Source organism: Sciscionella sediminilitoris (assembly GCF_000737195.2).
In the GTDB taxonomy this organism is placed as follows: domain Bacteria; phylum Actinomycetota; class Actinomycetes; order Mycobacteriales; family Pseudonocardiaceae; genus Sciscionella; species Sciscionella sediminilitoris.
Window position 1 is genome coordinate 40,398 of the sequence record NZ_JALM01000081.1, and the last position, 19,061, is coordinate 59,458.

General features: G+C 67.5%; 17 protein-coding genes. 9 read left to right on the plus strand and 8 right to left on the minus strand.

What is annotated here, in order from left to right:
• Positions 1-3: 3 nt before the first annotated feature.
• The 4 genes from AD72_RS27500 to AD72_RS27515 all read right to left on the minus strand — a co-directional run bounded on the left by AD72_RS27500 (position 4) and on the right by AD72_RS27515 (position 4,284).
• A complete protein-coding gene (locus tag AD72_RS27500; RefSeq protein ID WP_031469515.1) occupies positions 4-573 on the minus strand; it encodes a propanediol/glycerol family dehydratase medium subunit in 570 nt (189 codons plus the stop codon).
• On the minus strand, positions 574-2,253 hold the full coding sequence (locus AD72_RS27505; RefSeq protein ID WP_031469516.1) for a propanediol/glycerol family dehydratase large subunit: 1,680 nt from the start codon (positions 2,251-2,253) through the stop codon (positions 574-576). It lies immediately after the preceding gene.
• 12 nt (positions 2,254-2,265) lie between these two features.
• The gene (locus AD72_RS27510; protein WP_020494561.1) at positions 2,266-2,682 is read right to left on the minus strand and encodes a diol dehydratase small subunit; all 417 of its coding nucleotides are present in this window, start codon (positions 2,680-2,682) and stop codon (positions 2,266-2,268) included.
• Positions 2,683-2,787: 105 nt separating this feature from the next.
• Positions 2,788-4,284 (minus strand): GAF domain-containing protein, encoded by a 1,497-nt coding sequence (locus AD72_RS27515; protein ID WP_031469517.1) that lies wholly within the window; start codon positions 4,282-4,284, stop codon positions 2,788-2,790.
• A 144-nt stretch (positions 4,285-4,428) separates the two neighbouring features.
• On the opposite strand from AD72_RS27515, the gene exaC reads away from it, so the two are divergent.
• The 3 genes from exaC to AD72_RS36820 all read left to right on the plus strand — a co-directional run bounded on the left by exaC (position 4,429) and on the right by AD72_RS36820 (position 7,831).
• Positions 4,429-5,952, plus strand: coding sequence for an acetaldehyde dehydrogenase ExaC (exaC, locus tag AD72_RS27520; RefSeq protein ID WP_031469518.1), 1,524 nt, complete (start codon positions 4,429-4,431; stop codon positions 5,950-5,952).
• Positions 5,953-6,321: a DUF779 domain-containing protein gene (locus tag AD72_RS27525; protein ID WP_031469519.1), complete on the plus strand. Its 369-nt coding sequence runs from the start codon at positions 5,953-5,955 to the stop codon at positions 6,319-6,321.
• Between the two features lie 178 nt (positions 6,322-6,499).
• Complete coding sequence (locus tag AD72_RS36820; RefSeq protein WP_156365396.1) at positions 6,500-7,831, plus strand: hypothetical protein; 1,332 nt, start codon at positions 6,500-6,502, stop codon at positions 7,829-7,831.
• 381 nt (positions 7,832-8,212) lie between these two features.
• Here AD72_RS36820 and AD72_RS27535 read toward each other — a convergent pair whose 3' ends face one another.
• From AD72_RS27535 to sauS, 4 genes are read right to left on the minus strand one after another with little or no spacing between them, the layout of a single operon-like run.
• Positions 8,213-9,031 (minus strand): IclR family transcriptional regulator, encoded by an 819-nt coding sequence (locus AD72_RS27535; protein ID WP_197285094.1) that lies wholly within the window; start codon positions 9,029-9,031, stop codon positions 8,213-8,215.
• A 41-nt stretch (positions 9,032-9,072) separates the two neighbouring features.
• A complete protein-coding gene (locus tag AD72_RS27540; RefSeq protein ID WP_031469522.1) occupies positions 9,073-9,969 on the minus strand; it encodes a succinate--CoA ligase subunit alpha in 897 nt (298 codons plus the stop codon).
• Between the two features lie 6 nt (positions 9,970-9,975).
• The gene (locus tag AD72_RS27545; protein WP_031469523.1) at positions 9,976-11,124 is read right to left on the minus strand and encodes a succinate--CoA ligase subunit beta; all 1,149 of its coding nucleotides are present in this window, start codon (positions 11,122-11,124) and stop codon (positions 9,976-9,978) included.
• Positions 11,125-11,127: 3 nt separating this feature from the next.
• The gene (gene sauS / locus AD72_RS27550; RefSeq protein WP_031469524.1) at positions 11,128-12,552 is read right to left on the minus strand and encodes an acylating sulfoacetaldehyde dehydrogenase; all 1,425 of its coding nucleotides are present in this window, start codon (positions 12,550-12,552) and stop codon (positions 11,128-11,130) included.
• Between the two features lie 326 nt (positions 12,553-12,878).
• Here sauS and AD72_RS27555 point away from each other — a divergent pair, with 326 nt between their 5' ends.
• The 6 genes from AD72_RS27555 to AD72_RS27580 all read left to right on the plus strand — a co-directional run bounded on the left by AD72_RS27555 (position 12,879) and on the right by AD72_RS27580 (position 19,057).
• A complete protein-coding gene (locus AD72_RS27555; protein ID WP_231644987.1) occupies positions 12,879-14,198 on the plus strand; it encodes an MFS transporter in 1,320 nt (439 codons plus the stop codon).
• Between the two features lie 76 nt (positions 14,199-14,274).
• Positions 14,275-15,009: an SDR family NAD(P)-dependent oxidoreductase gene (locus AD72_RS27560; protein ID WP_031469526.1), complete on the plus strand. Its 735-nt coding sequence runs from the start codon at positions 14,275-14,277 to the stop codon at positions 15,007-15,009.
• Positions 15,010-15,040: 31 nt separating this feature from the next.
• Complete coding sequence (locus tag AD72_RS27565) at positions 15,041-16,345, plus strand: MFS transporter (protein ID WP_031469527.1); 1,305 nt, start codon at positions 15,041-15,043, stop codon at positions 16,343-16,345.
• Positions 16,346-16,353: 8 nt separating this feature from the next.
• Complete coding sequence (locus tag AD72_RS27570) at positions 16,354-17,502, plus strand: C45 family autoproteolytic acyltransferase/hydrolase (protein ID WP_231644989.1); 1,149 nt, start codon at positions 16,354-16,356, stop codon at positions 17,500-17,502.
• Positions 17,499-18,335, plus strand: coding sequence for a polysaccharide deacetylase family protein (locus AD72_RS27575; RefSeq protein ID WP_031469529.1), 837 nt, complete (start codon positions 17,499-17,501; stop codon positions 18,333-18,335). Before AD72_RS27570 ends, AD72_RS27575 begins: the two co-directional genes overlap by 4 nt.
• Positions 18,332-19,057 (plus strand): SDR family NAD(P)-dependent oxidoreductase, encoded by a 726-nt coding sequence (locus tag AD72_RS27580; RefSeq protein WP_231644991.1) that lies wholly within the window; start codon positions 18,332-18,334, stop codon positions 19,055-19,057. Before AD72_RS27575 ends, AD72_RS27580 begins: the two co-directional genes overlap by 4 nt.
• The last annotated feature ends 4 nt before the right edge of the window (positions 19,058-19,061 follow it).

A 19,061-nucleotide genomic window follows, 5' to 3' on the forward strand; every position in this document is an offset into this window, starting at 1 on the left:
GGCTCACCCCGCGTCGGCCAGCGAGATGGCCACCTCTAGCTCGACCGGTTCCGCGCGCGGCGTGACGAACTCGGTTTCCTTGATGTGCAGCAGCGCCGCCTTGGCCTGCCAGCGCGGCCGGGCCATGTAGTCGTTGCGCGCCGGGACCGGCTCCGGTGACTCCCCTTTCGCGTAGCGCGCGGCGTTGCGGCCGACTTTGCGGAAGGTCTCCAGATCCAGCAGCGGCGCCTGCGGGAAAAGCTCCAGATTGGACAGCTTCAGCAGCTCTTTCTGGTGGATCATGGTCGTGCCACGGGAAAGGACGCCGACACCGATACCCGAACCGGAATACCGCGCCGCGGTGTGCGCGATCACCGCGAGATCGGAGCCGCTGCGATAGCGGATCACCCGGGCGCGCATGCCCTGTTCCTCGATACCCGCGAGCAGTTCGCGCAACACCTCGGCATGCGGCAGCTCGACGATGGTCTTGCTGAAAAACGCCCCGAACGCGGGCGAAATCCCGATCACCACCTCATCGGAGTGCCGCCCCGGCGTGGCGGGCCCGAGTTCGGTCAGGGAAAGCGTGCGGCCCATTCAGCTCACCTCTTCCTCGGGATTGCTCGCGCTGACCACGTGACGCAGTCGCTTCATCTCTTCCCAGCGCTGCCCGCTCGGCCGGTACCCGGTGCCCGGTCCGGCGTAATCGTTGGCGTCGTTGACCGCGGACAGCGTTTCCATCTCCGGGGTCAGGATCGCCGAGGTGTGCAGCAGATCCCCGGAAATCCGCTGGCGCAGTACGGTCAGCAGCGATTCGGCGATCTCGGTGAAGCCGCCCGCTTCGAGCCCCTTGACGATGTCCAGCCCGGTGATGCCGCGGTCCAGTACCGACTGCGCCGCCTTGAGATCCTCCAGCACATCCCGCAGCGGCAGTTCCTGGCTGCCGTGCGCATAGGTGACCGCCTCGATCTCCTTGTCGGTGACCGGCGGCAGTTCCAGATGCGCGAACACGGCCTGCAGTGCCCGCGCGGCATGGGCGCGCGCGGCGAGGATCCGCTCCTCCGGGACGTGCCGCAGCGCGCCGTCCACCTGCAGATCGCGCTGGATGGTGTTCCAGTCGTCGTAGTCCTCCGGATCGAGGTTCGACCCGGCGAACATGTTGTCGTAGTTCGGCACCCCGGAATATCCGGAGCAGACGAAATCGGTGCCGGGCAACAACTGTGGCAGCAGCCGCGCGGTGCGGCGCATGTCCGAATGGGAGAAGGACTGATCGTTGCCCGAGGCACATTCCAGATCCACGGTGCTCGCGATGAGGTTCTCCGCGAGCACCGCGCGGATGCCCGCCGGTACCGCGCCGGGTACGCCGATACAGCTGATCGAACCGTTCTGCAGCCCCTGCACCCCGGCACCCTTGGTGACCAGGATGCAGCGGATTTCGAGGTACAGCATGGACTTTCCCTCGGCGTTGCCCATCTGCACCTCGGAACCGGTCCCGGAGGTGAACCGCATCTTGATCCCGCGCGAGGCATAGGCGGAAGCCAGGAACGCCTTCGACCACGGCGTGTCGTCCCCGTCGCAGAAGACCGGTTCGGTGCCGTAGACCGAGATCGTCTCGGCGTATCCGGTGATGCCGCGCATGCCGAGTTCGAGCTCGGTGGCCTCCTCCAGTGCGCACTGGGTCAGCACACCCGGCCGGGCGGCCTGCGCCCCGACCTGGAGCGCGATCGCCGCGAGCGGAGCGTAGCGCACCACGCCCAGGGTGGTCTCCAGTTCCCGGAAGCCGCGCAGCGCGGCCTCGGCGGCGTCCGCGGCGATCTGCACCGGGTTGTCCCGCGCGCTGGTGGAATGCGCCTGATTGGACGGTGTGCGCCGGGCACGCATCTTCTGCAGCGCCATCATCATCTCGACCACGTTCATCGTCTTGACCACGGCGAGCAGCTTCGCCGGGGTCAGCCCGCGCACCACGGCGAGCACCGCCTGGCGCGAGACCGTGGCATCGATCAGCAGGTGCGCGATGTGCTCGGCACTGTGCGCCATCGCCTCCGGCGCGATATCGGCGTCGATCGCGTGATCGGCGATGAACTGGTCGATGAAATCGAACTCCGCGCGTGGCTTTCCGTCCATCTCCACGACGGTCCCCTGCTCGACCCGGATACCCGGTTCCGGATCGTACGGGCTGTCCATCGCGACCATGCCGACTTCGGGCCATTCCTCGACGAAACCGTCCAGATTCACCGGTTTCGCCTCGAGTATCTCGGTGCGCTTCGAATGCCTCACGTCGTCCTCCGCTCAGCCGGCCAGAATGTCGCGGCGCTCGTACACTTCCGCCGCCTCTCGCACCAGTTCCGCACAACCCGGCGCGGTGTACTCGCGGTCGAGCTGCTCGGCGATCTCGAGCAGCCGCTGCTTGGTCGATGCCCACGGGCGCAGGGCGTTGTAGATCTCCAGCACGGTCTGGTCCGGGACCCTGGTCAGTTCCGCGGCGCGGGCGAAATTCTCGCCGAGCTGACGACGGCCGGAGCCGTCGGCGATCTCGGCCTGCAGGCGCAGGGTTTCCGGGGCGATCCGCAGATCCTCCGGTCCCACCTCGCCGTCGAGCACCGCCTGCATGGTGATGTCCTCGATGCGTTTGCCGGTCGGGGTGCGCAACAGTTCGGGCCGGCGTGCCGCCAGCGGGTAGTCGAGTGCCGGGTCGAGTTCGGCCATGGCGCATCCTGCCTTTCTCGGGACTGCGGTCGAGGCAGCAGGAACGCTACGAACTCCCACGTTGCAGCGACGTTGCACCGGCGCCGCGCCGTACGGGCCGTTCGATCAGTCGTGTTCGCCGAGTAACCAGGCCAGCCGGGCTTCGGCTTCGGAGCGTCGCGGATCGTGCCGGGAAAGCAGTTCGGTGAGCCGTTCGGCCACCTCGATGTCGTCCCGCCCCGATTCGGTCTGGGCGAACTGCCACAGCAGATCGGCGTCCGCCTGCCCGAGCACCGCCGAGCGCAGTGTGACCAGCAGCTGCTCGCGTTCGGCCCGGATCGCCGGGGCATCCGAACGCACCAGCAGCGGGCTGCGGCAGGCCCGCACCGCCGCGCGGAGCTCACCGCGCCGCAGTGCGTCCCGCACGGTCAGGAAGTCGGCGTCGACCTCGGCGCGCAGCCGGTACGGTTTCGCGCTCATCGCGGCCTCGCCGAGCTGACTGCGCAACCGGTGCACCTCGGCGCGCACCGTCGTGGGGTTACCCACCTCGCCGTAGAGCTGGAGGGCGAGCTGGTCGGCGGTGAGCCCCTCCGGCCGCAGCGCGAGCAGGGCGAGCAGCTCCGCGCGGCGCAGGGTCAGCGCGAGCGGTTCCCCGTCGAGCACCGCGGTCGGGCGCTCGCCGAGAAACGACAGCGAAAGAGCGGGAAGGCGGGGGCGGTCCCGATGGGCGGCCGAACGAGGCAGCCGCAGCAGGTAGCCACCGGAGACGGGTTCCACGATGGCTTCCCGGCCGCCGTCGAGCGCGACCCGTTCGGCACCGTCGGGCAGCGCGATCCGGCTCGGCCACGGACCGTGCGGCTCGGCGGCGATCACCCGTCCGCTCGGGGTCAGCAGCGCGCCCGGTTGTCCGCGCAGCGCGGACAGGTGCGCGAGATTCCTGGCCCGCAACCGCTCGTCACTGGCCTCCATCTCGCTGCGCAGGTGCCCCTCCGCCAACCGCGCGGTGGCGTTGACCAGCGAAACCGTAGCCGGGTGCAAGCGGTCGAGCTGTCCACTGATGTCGATCGAGCCGAGCACCGCCCCGGTGTCCGGATCATGGATCGGCGCGGCCGCGCACGTCCACGAGTGGTACGTGCGCACCAGGTGTTCGGCCGAGTAGATCTGCACCGGCGCGTCCAGGGCCAGCGCGGTTCCCATGGCGTTGGTGCCGATCGCCTCCTCGGCCCAGCGGGTGCCCTCGCACAACCCGACCGGATCGGCCCGCCTGCACAGTTCCACCGCGCCCTCGCGCCACAGGATGGTGCCGTCGGCATCGGTCACGATCATCACGTGGTGTGCCTCGTCGGCGATGCTGACCAGCATCTCGCGCAGCACGGGGACCACCGCGTGCAGCGGGTGGACCGTGCGGACCTCATCCACCTCGCCGCTGCCGTAGACGATCGGCGGGCGGAAATCCTCCGGATCGACGTGTGCGGCCAGTGACCGCTCCCACGACGCCGAGATCACCGAGCGTGGCGACGCGGGCGGGATGTCCCCGGCCAGCGTCGCCTCGTGCACCTCGCGCAACAGGGTGTGCTGGGCACCCGGATCCGCAGCGAGGTGGGAAACCGTCGATCCGCTCATCCGCACTCCGTTGTGGTTCAGCCCACGATCAAGCATGCCTATCCGCACCGCAAGGGGCAAGTGCGCCGTGCAACGTGGCTGCAACGTAGCCGAACCTACCTTCTCCGTATTCGTGCCGACTCCGAGCAGAAGGAGGGTTTCCAGATGGCGAAATACGCCGCACCGGGCGAGCCGGGCAGCGTCGTGGCCTACCGTTCCCGCTACGACCACTTCATCGGCGGGGACTACGTGCCTCCGGCCAAGGGACAGTACTTCGACAACCCGACCCCGGTGACCGGACAGGTGTTCACCGAGCTCGCCCGCGGCAGCGGTGAGGACATCGACCGCGCGGTCACCGCGGCCGAGGGTGCGGCGGCGAGCTGGGGGCGCACCTCCGTGGCCGAGCGCGCCGAGCTGCTCAACAAGATCGCCGACCGGATCGAACAGAACCTGGAAGCCATCGCCGTCGCCGAGGCGTGGGAGAACGGGAAACCGGTCCGGGAAACCCTGGCCGCCGACATTCCGCTGGCCATCGATCATTTCCGGTACTTCGCGGGCGCCATCCGCGCGCAGGAGGGCGGGATCTCCGAGATCGACCCGGAGACCATCGCCTACCACTTCCACGAGCCGCTCGGGGTCGTCGGGCAGATCATCCCGTGGAACTTCCCGCTGCTCATGGCCACCTGGAAGCTCGCTCCGGCGCTCGCCGCGGGCAACACGGTGGTGCTCAAACCGGCCGAGCAGACTCCGGCCTCCATCCACGTGCTGCTCTCGTTCATCGCGGATCTGCTCCCGCCCGGCGTGCTGAACGTGGTGAACGGGTTCGGTGTCGAGGCAGGGAAACCCCTCGCGCAGAACAGCCGGATCCGGAAGGTCGCCTTCACCGGTGAGACCACCACCGGGCGGCTGATCATGCAGTACGCCTCGGAGAACATCATCCCGGTCACCCTGGAGCTGGGCGGCAAGAGCCCGAACATCTTCTTCGCCGACGTCGCCGACGCCCAGGACGCCTTCTACGACAAGGCTCAGGAAGGCTTCGCGATGTTCGCGCTCAACCAGGGCGAGGTGTGTACCTGCCCGTCCCGCGCGCTCGTCCAGTCCTCGATCTACGACACGTTCCTCGGCGATGCCGTCAAGCGAGTCGGCACCATCAAACAGGGCCACCCACTGGACACCGAGACCACGATCGGCGCGCAGGCCTCCAACGACCAGTTCGAGAAGATCCTGTCCTACATCGACATCGGCAAACAGGAGGGCGCCAAGGTACTCACCGGCGGAGAGAAAGCCGACCTCGGCGGCGAACTCTCCGGCGGCTACTACATCGAGCCGACGGTGTTCGAGGGCGACAACAAGATGCGCATCTTCCAGGAGGAGATCTTCGGTCCCGTCGTCGCCGTCACCAAATTCGACGACTACGACGACGCCATCAAGATCGCCAACGACACGCTCTACGGCCTCGGCGCCGGTGTCTGGTCGCGCAGTGGCGCCACCGCCTATCGGGCGGGCCGGGAGATCCAGGCCGGACGGGTCTGGACCAACTGCTACCACGCCTACCCGGCACACGCCGCGTTCGGCGGCTACAAGCAGTCCGGGATCGGGCGCGAGAACCACCGGATGATGCTCGAGCACTACCAGCAGACGAAGAACCTGTTGGTCTCCTACGCCCAGCAGGCCCAGGGGCTGTTCTGAGTGTCGCGTGTGGACCTCACCGAATCGGCGGCCGTGCTGCTGCGGAAACTGTCCGCGCAGCACGGCCCGCTGATGTTCCACCAGTCCGGCGGCTGCTGCGACGGCAGTGCACCGATGTGTTATCCCGCAGGTGAATTCCGCACCGGCAGCTCGGATGTGCGGCTCGGAGAACTGCTCGTGGACGGCATTCCCGAACCCATCGAGGTGTGGATGTCGGCCGCCCAGTTCGAATACTGGCGGCACACCCATCTCACCATCGATGTGGTTCCCGGCAGGGGCAGCGGATTCTCCCTCGAGGCACCGGAAGGTGTCCGGTTCCTCATCCGTTCCCGGCTGCTGACCGAGGACGAGCTCACCGCACTCGGTTAGCGTGCCGGGACCTCGACGCCGGTCCCGTTCAGATCCAGTACCCGGACGGGATCGTCGCGGTCACCGCGGTGGCGGTGGAGAGCGGGGCAATCCGTGCTCGGCCTTATTGATGTGGTGCGAACCGTCGAGCGAATGTTCTAATACGCTGGTTACTGCCACATTCAGGGGGAGACCGGGAATGGAACTGACCTTCGAACAGGTGAGACGGCGGGTGTCGCTTCGCTCCGCAGCTCGTCTTCGCGTGGGCATCACGGCGGAGGTGAGAATCCGGCACGGTGAACAAACACTGCTGTTGGCTGAACTACCGGTCACCGAACTGTCCGCGCAACTTCTCACCTGGCTCTCGACGAGCAAGCCCAGGGCCGATTTCTACTTCACATCACCGGGTTCGAGGATCCTTGGAGAGATCGGCATCCTGCGTGAAACAGGTGGCTGGCGGGTCGTTTCCGCCCGTCAAGTCGCATGTCATACCGACCCCATCGGAACCGATGAGCTGGACCATGCAATTCGTGACTTCTGCGAACGGGTCAATGTGGCCTGCCGGACGAAGTCCGGTTCATCCTCCGGATCGTATCGCCGACCCACCGAACACGACGAGCGCGCCGACCTATACGGTACGGCATCGGATTCCTCACTCGCTGAGGCGTTCGGTTCGCAATGGTCACAGGTGATCGAACTTTCCTGGCGGCGACATGAGTTGATCGCCACACGAATCCGTCGAAGAATCCGTCGCCGTGAACGGAAATATCCCAGCACGGCGTTCGCTGAAATTTCTCAATCAACAGCCAAGATCGCCGAGTTCCTTCCCTTACGAAATGCCGAGCCCGCCGTGCGCTGGGAAGGCGATGTCGTAGCTCTCTTCGGTGATGACACGATGCGCTCCCTGCTATTCCCCAAGCGGTTACTGCGCCATCCGGACGTGTTGCACGCCGTCTTGTCACGAGGTGTCGACACCTCGCTGTTGTTGTATTCTTCCTTCCTTCTCCAACACACAGCGGATGGCACGGTTTCCGCCGCATCTATAGATCAGCGCCGTGGCGTCACCCAGCTACTTGATGGGCCGGCGGATTTGATCGAGTACGCGAAGGATATGGGAGGACCCATCTACAGTGGCGGCCATTTCGAAGAGCAGTTGGCGGTCCCGGGGTGGTTTGGATATTCACAGAGCGACGCGGTCGAAGTCTCCGTCGCGCTGCTCGATCGGATCAGGGAATCGATGCGTGCAAGCGGCTATGACGCCATCGTCCGGATCCCCATCCAGCTCGAGAACGAAACCCCGCTGGCACGGAATTGGCGAGAACTCGCCAGCAAGGTCCGCGAGCAGGAACCGCCCGAGCTCTACATCGCCAAACCGACGATAATCTCACCCACCTCTGGCCACACCTTCGATTTCACGGAGCCGCGGGTGGACACTGCCTTCGTCAGGTACTCACGAGAGGAGGAAGAGGCCGCAGCTGGCGAGCCGCATGACTGCAATATCTTCCTCGTCAACCATACAGCGGCGTTTTAGTTCTCCGGGGGGCCGTTGAGCAGTTCGCCGCCGAAGCCGCCTTGTCCAGGTCAACCTTCCGATATCGCCATTCCATTTGGCTCCGCCACCGACGTCTCGCTCATAGCTTCGGCAAACGGTAGGAAAGGCTGGACAAGTTGCGCGCTGCGCGGATCGCTCTGATCTTCACGAACGTACTTGGCTGGTCACTTCACGCTCGTGCGCTAATCGAGCCCGGCCTCGGGGCCGCACGATAGTCGCCGTCTTGGAAGTAAGCGGAGCTGCCAGTAATGGCCATGCAATAGAGGATTCGGTAGAACCGATCTCATCGGAAGGTGTCGGAACAGCGGGACGAGCTCACCGCACTCGGTTAGCGTGCCGGGACCTCGACGCCGGTCCCGTTCAGATCCAGTACCCGGACGGGATCGTCGCGGTCACCGCGGTGGCGGTCTGCACGACGAGCTCACCGAGTTCGGGGATCCGGTCCGCGGGCATGCGCACCTCGGGGCCCTGTACCGCGACCGCGCCCATGGCAAGGCCCACCTCGCCGGGCACCGGGGCCGCGACGCCGCACACGCCGGGGATGCGTTCGCCGTTGTTCACGCTGTAGCCGCGCTCCCGGGTCTGTTCCAGATCGGCGAGCAGTTCGCGTGGCGAGGTGAGCGTGTCGGGGGTCAGCCGGGTGAGTTCGCCGAGTTTGGCGAGCTCGGCGTGCAGGTCACCGCCGAAGGCGAGCAGTGCCTTGCCGGTGCTGGTGCAGTAGAGCGGAATCCGGGTGCCGACAGGCTGGATGAACCGCAGCGGGTGGGCGGATTCGACACGCAGCACGACCACGGCGTCGTCGTTGTCCCGCACGCTGAGGTTCACCGATTCCCCGGTGGTCTCGGCGAGCTGCTCGAGCAGCGGGAGCGCGGCGTCGAAGCCGAGCGCACGGCTCGCGGCCCGCCCGAGCAGCAGCGCTTCGCGGCCGAGCCGGTATCGCTCCGTCTGGCTGTTCTGCACCACGTATCGCGCCGAGGCCAGGGCACGCAGGATGCGGTGGGTGGTGCTGGTGTGCAGGCCGAGCGCGCGGGCCAGTTCGGTCACGCCGACATCGTCCTCGGCGTCCCGGAGCACTCCGAGGACCGCGAGCGCCCGCGTGATCGTCTGAGTGCCGGCGACCTGTTCGGCTTCCGGCCGCGTCTGTTCCCCGGTGGTGTCCACGCTCTCGCCCTTCCACATGCTGAAATCAATCTAACAAGCGGCGGCGAGGGCACATCGGCTCAGGTACCCGAACAGACCTCGGCTGGCAGCACCCCGCGCTCGGCCAGGGCAGCCGTGACCTGGCTCGGCACGTCCAGCACGGTGACCCCGGCCTCGCGCAGGGCGGCCACCTTGGATGCGCCGTCGCCTTTTCCGGCGCTCACGATCGCCCCGGCATGGCCCATCCGCCGGTCCGGCGGGGCGCTGCGCCCCGCGATGAAGGCCACCACGGGTTTCCGCATTCCCGCGATGTACTCCGCCGCGTCCTCCTCCATGGTCCCGCCGATCTCACCGACGAGCACGACGGCCTCGGTACGCGGATCGGTGTCCAGCATGCGGACCGCGTCCAGCGTGGTGGTGCCGAGGATCGGATCCCCGCCGATACCGAGGAAAACCGATTCCCCGTATCCGCCGGTCACCAGGTTGAGCGCGAGCAGGGTGCCGAGGCTGCCGCTGCGCGAGACGACTCCGATGCCGCCGGGCCGGAAGATGTTCTCGGCGAAGGCGGGCATGATGCCCAGCGATGCCTGGCCGGGAAGGACGAGTCCCGCGGTGTTCGGTCCGAGCACCCTGGCTCCGGCGTCCCGCGCTTCGGCGAGCACGTGCATCACGTCCTGGTAGGGCACGTGCTCGGTGAGGAACACGATGTCCCGCACCCCGGCAGCGATCGCGTCCAGTGCGGCGGATTTCGCCGCCATCGGCGGGACGAACAGCACGCTGGCCTCGATCGGATGCGCTCGCGCGGCCTCGGTGACGGAGTCGTAGACCGGCACACCGGCGGCTTCCCGTCCGCCCTTTCCGGGGCTGACCCCGGCGACCACGTTCGTCCCGACCTCGCGCATCCGCTCGGTCCAGAACGATCCCTGTTTCCCGGTGATTCCCTGCACCACGACCGCATCGTGCCGAGTGGTCAGCATGCTTGGTTACTCCTCACTCGCTGCCGCCACCGCGGCGCGGACGGCGTCGTCCATGTGCTCGTACGGTTCGACCCGGAGCCGGTCCCGGACCATCGCGATGGCCTCGGCTTCCCCGGTGCCGTGGATGGAGAAGCTGATCGGGATGCCGGGGCGCAACTCCTCGATCGCATCGAGTACGCCCTCGGTCATCACGTCGGTCCGGGCGAAGGCGCCGCAGAAATTCACCAGCAGGCTGCGCACATTCGGATTGCCGAGCACGAGCCGCAGCGCCGGAATCGCTTTGGTGTAGGCGTCTCCGCCGATCTCCAGGAAGTTCGCCGGGCTCCCCCCGTAGTGGTGCACCGCGTCCAGCGTGGTCATGGTCAGTCCGGCGCCGTTGGAGAGCACCCCGACACTGCCCCCGAGCTCGATGAACTGCAGCCCGAGTTCACGTGCCTGCCGTTCGAGCCCGGTCTCGGTCGCCGCGGGACCGGTTCCGGAACGGCGGGGCAGGGTCTCCTGTTGCCGCGGCAACGCACCGGGATCGAGTGCGATCTTCGCGTCGAGTGCGAGGATGCCGCCGTTCTCGGTCAGCGCGAGCGGGTTGATCTCCACCAGTTCGGCGTCGGCCTCGCGATAGAGACCGTAAAGGGTCACCAGCGTCTCGGCGAGCGGTTCGCGCGCGGCCGCGGGAATATCGCTGTCCGCCACCAGCTTTTCCGCATCCGCCCGGGAAAGTCCCGCGCGGATGTCCACCGGGAGGCGGCGGACGCGTTCCGGATTCCGCGCGTTGACCTCCTCGATGTCCATCCCGCCCTCGGTGGAGAACAGCAGGAGTGGTCCCTTGCCCGCCGGATCGTTCAGTATCGCGGCGTAGAGTTCGCAGGCGATCGCTGCGGCCCGCTCGACGAGCACCTCGCCGACCGTGAAGCCGCCGACCGGCCGGCCCAGCAGTTCCGTGGCCGCGTCCCGCGCCTCGCCGGGACTGTCGGCGAACCGCACCGCACCGGCTTTGCCCCGTTTACCCGCGGGCACCTGGGCTTTCACCACGACCCGGTTCCCGAGTGCCGCGGCGATGGTGGCCGCCTCGCCCGGATCGCTGACCGTGGCCCCGTCCGGGGTCCGCACACCGGCGCGGGAGAGCAGCTGTTTTCCTTCGTATTCCAGCAGTTGCACGATTCACCGTCCGTAGGTTTCGAAGTAGCGGGCCCAGAGCGCGTCCTCGGTCGGGACACGTGGCTCGATCACCCTGGCCAGCCGGGTGATGTTCAGGAAGTGCCGGTAGGAGAGGTTGTCGCTGATGCTGTTGCCCGCCCAGGTTCCGGCGCCCATGGTGAGCGTGAACCCGAGCCCGTTGTCGAAACCGCCGCCGGTCCCGAAACAGTGCGCCTGGTTGACCAGCACCCTGGCCACCCGCAGCCGTTGTGCGACTTCTCGCGCGCGCCGCTCGGATCTGGTGTGGATACCGCAGGAGTGGCCCGCGCCCTGGTGGTCGAGGAGCCGCTGAATCCTGGTCAGCGCCGAGTCGAAGTCCGTGAACCGGTACACCGTCAGCACCACGGAGAGCTTTTCCCCGCTGAACGGGTGTTCCGGTCCGACACCGTCCTCCTCCACCAGGAAGAACTCCGCGGACCGTGCTTCCGGCGAGTCCAGCCCGGCGAGGTCCGCGAGCTTCTGCGGCGCCTGGGCGGTCACCGCGGGACTGAGCTTGCCTTCCGGCCACATCACCGTCTGCAGCCGCTGTTTCTCCTCGGCCGTAAGCAGATATCCACCGTTGGCGCGCAACTGTTCGAGCGCCTCGTCGTACACCGACGCGTGGATGTGCACCGAGTTCTCCGAGGAACAACTCGTCGCGTAGTCGAAAACCTTGCTGCGCTTGATCTTCGCGGCGGCATCCGCGAGGTCCGCGTCCGCATCCACGATCACCGGCGCGTTGCCCACGCCCACCCCGATCGCCGGTGTCCCGCTGCTGTAGGCCTGCCGCACATTGCGCTGCGAACCGGTGACCACCACCATGTCCGCCTGGCGCATCAGCTCATTGGTCAGGGCTTTGTCCGGCTGTGCCACGAACTGCACCAGGTCTCGTGGTGCGCCCACCTTGTCCAGCTCGGCGTGCATGTAGTCGACCAGCAGCGCGCAGGTGGACGCTCCCTTCGGGGACGGCGAGAGAATCACGGCATTCCCGCCTTTGAGCACCATCATGGTCTTGTTCGCCGGGGTGGCAGCCGGATTCGTGGACGGGCACACCGCGGCGACCACACCGACCGGCTTCGCGTACTCGGTGATGCCCAGCTCGGTGTCCTCGCCGAGCACGCCGACCGAGGGGGCCCCGGTCAGATCGCGCAGTGTGCCGATGGTCTTGCGCTGGTTCTTCGCCACCTTGTCCGCGACCCGGCCGAGACCGGTGTCGGCCACCGAACGTTCGGCGAGCACCCGGGCGCGCCCGGGTTCGTAGATCGCCCAGGCCACGGCCGCGACGACATCGTCGACCCGGTCCTGGGGAAAGGTTTCGAACACCCCCTGGGCGATCCGCGCCCGGTCGATCATCGATTCGATCACCGTGGCCGCCTCGGCCGTTTCCACCGGTTGGAGTTGATCGGTCATCTCGGAACCCTCCGATACCGCGCCACCAGGTTCACCGCACCCGCAGCGCAAGCTCTGGGCATTTCACAATGTGGCAACGTGTTTCACGACGCTAGCAGGCACCGGCCGGGATCGCGCCTATGACGTGGCTCACACTCATTCGTTACGACTGGCCATGCAAGGGTGACGGGGAGCGCGAACGGAAGTCCGGTCGACACAAAGTGACCGTTGACACAGTCCCGAAGCCGACCTACGGTTCCTTGAAATCCTATTCCACTTTATGGAATGCGCTTCGACTCGACGGTCGACCCGTGATCCGCCCGATCTTCATCGCATGCGGAGGAGTCATGACCCAGGACGCGAAACGGACCGCACGACAAGGATCTCCCCGCCCGGCGGCGCGCAGCCTGCTCGGCGTTTTCCGGCACCGGGTCCGGGGAAGAGTGCTCGCGTTGCTGTGCGCGATGTACTTCATCACCTATCTGGACCGGGTGAACATCTCCACCGCGGCCCCGTACATCAAGGCGGATCTCGGGCTCAACGACACGCAGCTGGGGCTCGCGCTCTCCGCGTTCTCCATCCCCTACGCGTTCTTCCAGGTGTTCGGCGGGGTGCTCAGCGACCGGTTCGGCCCGCGGCGGGTCCTCGCGGTGGTCGGCGCGCTCTGGGCGATCGCCACGGTGTGCACCGGTTTCTCGGTCGGACTGGTCACCCTGTTCGCCGCGCGGCTGGGGCTCGGCTTCGGTGAGGGCGCTTCCTTCCCGACCGCGACCAACGCCATGGCCACCTGGCTGCCGAGCGATCGGCGCGCGTTCGGCCAAGGCATCACCCATGCCAGTTCCCGGATCGGCAACGCGATCGCGCCGATCGCCGTCGCCGGGCTGATCGCCCTCTACGACTGGCGCCTGGCGTTCTACGTGTTCGGGGCGATCAGTCTGCTGTGGACACTCGCCTGGGCGCTCATGTACCGCAACCGTCCCGCGGATCATCCGAAGATCACCGCGGCCGAACTCGAGGAGCTCAGCACCGAACAACGCGCGGCCACCCGTCCCCGGCTGCCGTGGCGTGCTCTGCTGCGCCGGATCCTGCCGGTGACCTTCGTGGACTTCTGCTACGGCTGGATGCTGTGGGTCTATCTGACCTGGATCCCCTCCTTCTTCCAGGACAGTTACGGGCTGAATCTGGGCAGTTTCGCGCTCTTCTCGACCCTGGTACTGGTCGCCGGTGTACTCGGGGACATGGTGGGCGGACTCGTCTCCGATGCGCTGCTGCGCCGGACCGGTAGCCTCCGGATCGCGCGGCGCAGCGTGCTCGTCATCGGGCTGCTCGGTTCGTTCGCGTTCATCATCCCCACCCTGATCGTGCACCAACTACTGCTCACCACGATCTGCCTGGCCGTGGCCTTTTTCCTGCTGGAGCTCACGAATCCGGTGCTGTGGACCATTCCCATGGATATCGCGCCCAGTCATGCCGGGACCGCGGGCGGGCTGATGAACACCGGTTACGGGATCGCGGGCATCCTCTCCCCCATCCTGTTCGGCCTGCTGGTCGACCTCACCGGGGACTGGGTGGCCTCGTTCGCGCTGTCCGCGGTGCTGTTACTCATCGGCGGTCTCGCGGCGCTGCGGATCGACCCCACGAAACGGATCACCGCATCGGTCAGTTGACCGATGCCCGCGGCCGCCGCACTGCCTATCGTCGCTCGCACCGGGACCGGCCCGGTGCGGACAGCCAGGGGTGTGCATGGAGTTGCGGAACAGAATCGCCGTGGTGACCGGTGCCGGGCGCGGGATCGGCGCGGCGCTGGCCGAGCACCTCGCCCGGCTCGGCGCCACCGTGGTGTGCGCCGACATCGGTTACCCCGCCGGAACGGACGAGGACCGGAACCACCTGCCGCTCGATGTGCGGGACGGCGCTTCCTGGGACCGGCTATGCGAATCGGTGCACGACCGGTTCGGCCCGATACACGTGCTGCTGAACAACGCCGGGATCAGTGCCCGCACCGATCTGCTCGGTACCCGGGACGCGGACTTCCGGGATGTGTTCGCGGTCAACGCTTTCGGCGCCTGGCGCGGGATCAAGACCTTCGCCGGGGATCTCGAGCGCACCCGGGGTTCGGTGGTGAACATCGGTTCGATCTACGGGACGACCACGCCACCGAGCGGCCCGGGCACCGTGCCCTCCTCGATCGCGTATCAGCTGAGCAAGGCGGCGGTGCACCAGCTCACCAAGGTCGCGGCGGTCGAACTGGCGCCGCGCGGGATCCGGGTGAACGCGGTGCTGCCCGGGGTGTTCCGGACCGCGCTGCTCGACGATCTGCCCGCCGAGGCGCTGCGGGCCCGCATCGAAGGCGCGCCGCTGGGCAGGGCCGGGGAGGTCGGCGAACTCGCCGCCGCGGTGGGTTTCCTTGCCTCGGACCAAGCCTCGTTCGTGACCGGTGCTCTGCTGCCGGTCGACGGTGGCTATCTCGCGGCCTAAGCCCACTTCCCCGCATCACGAAGGATCCGCCATGAGTACCCAGCGCACGCCCCTGGCGAGCCGAGACGCTCGGTCCACCCTGCAGGTCAGGGCGGTCGTGTCCGGCAGCATCGGCAACCTGATGGAGCAGTACGACAATCTCGTCTACGCCTACTCCACGGTCTATCTCAGTGCCAAGTTCTTCACCTCCGGCGACTCGTTGTCCGGCATCCTGTCCACCTTCGCCGTGTTCGCCGTCGGGTTCTTCGCCCGGCCACTCGGCACCATCGTGTTCGGCCATATCGGGGACAAGCTCGGGCGCCGCCCCGCCCTGATCGCCAGCGTGGTCCTGATGGGCTCGGCCACCGTGCTGGTCGGCTTGCTGCCGGGCGCGGCCACCATCGGCCTCGCCGCCCCGGTACTGCTGGTGTTGCTGCGGCTGTTCCAGGGGTTCGCGGTCGCCGGTGAGTGGGCCGGATCCGCTGCCATGCTCGTGGAATACGCGCCACCGGGGGCACGCGGTCGCTACGGCAGTTTCAACCAGGTCAGCACGGCGGCCGGATTCCTCGTCGCCGCCGCGGTCGTCGCGCTGAACTCGCTGTTCTGGAGCGAGCAGGGCATGCTCGAATTCGGCTGGCGGATACCGTTCCTGCTCGGTGTGCTCACCACCCTTGTCGCCCTGGTGCTGCGGTTCGGGCTCGAGGACACTCCCGCCTATCAGGCCGAGCAGCGCGCCGGGACGACCAGCACCAGCCCGCTCAAACTCGCCTTCCGCACCCAGAAAGCCGCGATGGCGCGCGGTTTCCTGTTCACCGTCAGCTGGACGGTCGCCTACTTCTTCTTCCTCACCTATCTGCCGACGCACCTGCGCGAACAGGTCGGCCTTGCCCCGGGCACCGTGCAAGCCTCGAACCTGGTCGGGCTCGCCGTGCTCACGGTCGCGATCTATCTGTTCGGCGGGCTCTCCGACCGGATCGGGCGCAAACCCCTGCTGCTCCTCGGTTCCGGCGGTCTCGTACTGCTCAGCTTCCCGGCGATGCTGCTGTTCGAGACCGGCAGCACGGCAGGGGCCTATCTGGGCCAGATTCTCATCGCCCTGGTCATCGCCGCGTTCTCCGGACCGGGACCGGCGGCCCTTTCCGAGATCTTTCCGACCAACGTCCGTTACTCTGCGCTTGGCATCGGCTACAACTTCTCCGTGATGGCCTTCGGTGGCACCGCGGGGTTCATCGCCACCGCACTGATCGATGTCTCCGGGAACGCGCTGCTGGTGGCCGTGCTCCCGACCGCGGCCGCGCTGATCACCTTCGCCACGGTGTGCGCGATGCCGGAAACCTACAAGTCCGAGCTGAAATGAGGTTCACCGTGCACCAACCCCGGATGATCGTGGTCGAGGGCAGCTACCGGCAGATGGGCGAACAGCTCGGTACCCGCACCGCCGAACTCATCGCGCGCAGCCTGGAGACCTACACCAACCGTTTCCGCGACGATGCCGGGCTGTCCCAGGCCGACATCGACCGCTGGGGCGCGGTGTACCTGGACATCGCCGCCGACTACGCGCCGGAGATCGCCGCGATGCTCGACGGGATGGCGCAGGGATCGGGCCACCCGGCCGCGCGGCTGGCCGCACTCAACGCACGCACCGAAATGCTCTACGGCACCGGCTACCGGGACGAGGGCTGTACCTCCCTTTCGGTGCTTCCGCGGTACACCGCGAACGGGCACACGCTGCTCGCGCAGAACTGGGACTGGCTTCCCGAGCAGGCTGAGGTCACCTTCCTGCTGGCCACCAGGGACCAGTCCGGTTTCAGCGTGCTCTCGTTGACCGAGGCGGGGATGCTCGCCAAGAGCGGACTCAACTCGGCTGGCCTCGGGGTGTGCGCCAATCTGCTCGTCTCGGACCGGGACCGCGGTGGCCGCGGCGTCCCCTATCACTTCCTGCTCCGCGGCGCGCTGCAATCCGCCACGATGTCCGCGGCACACCGGAAACTGCTTGCCGTGGACCGGATCTCCTCGGGCAACGTCCTGCTCGCGGACGGCAGCGGTGGCGAGTCGATCGACTTCGAGCTCGCCCCGGATACGTTCGGCGTCCAGTATCCCGAGGAGGGGCTGATCACCCACGCCAATCATTTCCAGACCGATATCGTGGTCGGCGACCGGAAAGCGGCCACGAGCGCGCTCACTCTCCTGCGACCGCTGCGGGCGCGGCATCTGCTGCAGGACGCGCTGACCGGACACCGGGTGGGAGTCGGCGATCTGGTCTCCGCCTTGCGCGACGAGTGGTCCTTCCCAGACGGAATCTGCCGCCATCCCGATCCCGCGATGCCCGTCGCCGAGCAGGCCGCCACGGTCTACTCACTGGTCATGGATCTCACCGAGCGCGTGCTGTGGATCGCCCCCGGCCCACCGAGCAGGCATCCCTACTCCCGGTGGGAGCTCGACCGGGTCTTCACCGACCCGCATCCCTCCGCCATCGAGTTCGCCCCCGAGGACACCCGGGAGGAATCCGCGTGAGCACCGGGACCGTCTGCCTGACCTTCGACTTCGACGCCATCTCGCTGTGGCTCTCCCGTGGCCTGGCCACCCCGGGGCCGATCTCCCGCGGCGAGTTCGGCGCCCACGCGATACCGCGCATCCTGGCCCTGCTGGACCGGCATCGGGTGCCCGCCACCTTCTTCGTCCCGGGGCACACCCTGGAGACCTACCCGGCCCAGTGTTCGTCCATTGTGGACGCCGGGCACGAGATCGCCCTGCACGGCTACGCGCACGAACCGGTCTCGATTCTGGACCGGGGCACCGAACTGGCGGTGAACCGGCGCTCCGCGGCGCTGATCGAGGAACTGACCGGAAAGCAACCGGCGGGTCATCGCACACCGAGTTTCGATTTCACCGTCAACACCATCGACATCCTCTCCGAACTGGGCATCGAGTACGACTCTTCCTTGATGGGCACCGATTTCGAGCCCTACGCCGCCCGGTCCGGCGATGACTGCCCGGCGGATGACGCGTTCCGCTTCGGTGCGCCGTCCTCGATCGTCGAGCTGCCCGTTTCCTGGACCCTGGACGACTATCCGCACCTGGAATTCGTCCGCACCGGGGATTACGTGATGCCCGGACTGCAGGACGCGCACGCCATGTTCGCCCGGTTCCTCGAGGATGTGCGCTACATGACCGATTCGGCCACCCAGGGGGTCACCACGATCACCCTGCACCCGCAGGTCATCGGGCGCGGGGCACGGATGAACGCCCTCGAAGACTTCATCACGGGCTGTGCCGGGCTCGGTGTCGAATTCGCGCAGTGCGCCACCGTGGCCCGCCGGTTCCGCCCGCTGATCCTGGGCGGATGACCATGGCGGGCAGCGAACCAAGGGGCTCGGTGCTGGTGCTGGGCGCGCGCGGCGGCATCGGCAGCGCGGTCGTGCACCGGCTCAGCGCGGCGGGCTGTGTGGTCACCGGAACGGATCTACCCGAGGTGGATCTCGCCGCACGCGATGTGGTCGCCGCGCATATCGCGGAGCTCTGGGACCGGGCCGGTGGATTCGACGCACTCGTGCACGCGGCGGGCGTGTTCCCGGCCGCGGCGGTGGCCGATTCGGACGAGGACCTGTTCGACCGCGTCATGGCGGTGAACACCCGCTCGGCCCTGAGCGCGGGCGCGCAGTTCGTCCGCGCCTGCACGGCAGCGGGCCGGACCGGTTCGATGGTGTTCGTCAGCAGCGGGTCCGCGGTGCGTGCCCGGGCCGGTACCGCGGTCTATGCCGCTTCCAAAGCGGCGCTCGACGCCTTGGTGCGCGGCTTCGCCCTGGAACACGGCCGGGACGGAATCCGTTGCTGTGCCGTGGCTCCCGGTTTTGTGGACGTGGACTCGGCGATCAATCCCGTTCCACCGTCCTATGTGGACGACCTTCGGGCCGCCAGTCTGCGTGGCCGCCTCGGCCGTGCCGCGGACATCGCGGCGGTCATCGCCTGGCTGCTCAGCCCGGATGCGGAATGGGTCAACGGCAGGACTGTCCCGGTCGACGGGGGCGATGGCATCGGTTCGGTGTCCGGACCGTCCTGGCTGAGCTGATCCG